Origin of the sequence: Terrabacter terrae (genome assembly GCF_039529575.1) — a bacterium.
GTDB lineage: Bacteria > Actinomycetota > Actinomycetes > Actinomycetales > Dermatophilaceae > Terrabacter > Terrabacter terrae.
On sequence record NZ_BAAANB010000153.1, the window covers coordinates 1 to 871 of the forward strand.

Annotated in this window: 1 pseudogene; it reads right to left on the minus strand. The window is 71.4% G+C overall.

What is annotated here, in order from left to right:
- Positions 1 to 499: pseudogene (locus ABD194_RS20160) on the minus strand (nitrite/sulfite reductase); the annotation flags it as partial.
- Positions 500 to 871 lie beyond the last annotated feature (372 nt).

An 871-nucleotide genomic window follows, 5' to 3' on the forward strand; every position in this document is an offset into this window, starting at 1 on the left:
GCCCGACCGTCTCGAGGCGACGCCAGATCTCCGGCATGCTCTCGATGTCGATCCAGTGGTACTGCAGGTTCTGCCGGTCGGTGATGTCGGCGGTCCCGCGGGCGAAGTCCGCCGAGATGCCGCCCAGCACGCGCACCGCCTCCGCGCTCAGGGCCTGCCCGTCGGTGCGGACGCGGAGCATGAAGTAGCGGTCGGAGAGCTCGTCGTCGCTCAGCTGCGCGGTGCGGCCGCCGTCGATGCCGGGCTTGCGCTGCGTGTAGAGGCCCCACCAGCGGAACCGGCCGGTCAGGTCCTGGGCCGGGATCGAGTCGAAGCCGCCCTTGGCGTAGATTTTCTCGATCCGCTCGCGGACGGCGAGGCCGCCCTCCTCCTGCTTCCACACCTCGTTGGCGTTGAGCGGCGTCTGCCCGTCGACGTTCCACTGCCCGTTCGAGCGGTCACCGCGGGGCGGGCGGGTGGCGGCGCGAGGGGCCGGGCCGGAAGTCTCGGTGACGGTCATGTAATCGAATGTATAACCGCGCCTTATCCGTCGCCGGATCAGGTCCACACTCCGGGCCTTTCCTACTTCCGAAGTGGGAATGGCCGGCGTCTGCACGGCTGTCGTCACCACCCGTGGGCGTATGCCGGCCCGCGGGCTGAGCGACACCGCATGCCGGAGTGAAGCGTCGGACGCTCGCACGCTCGCGAGCGACCCCTTCCCCGGCTCCAGCCCCCCGTCGGCGGGACAGATGACGCACCTTCGTCGCCAGCCCACGCTCAGCGGGTGCCCGGGACGCCGCGAAGGTGGGTCATCCGTCCCCGCACGGGGCCGCGGTCAGGGGCCGGCGAGCTGGCCGGAGTCGACGGCCCGGACGATGCCGAGCACGGTCGC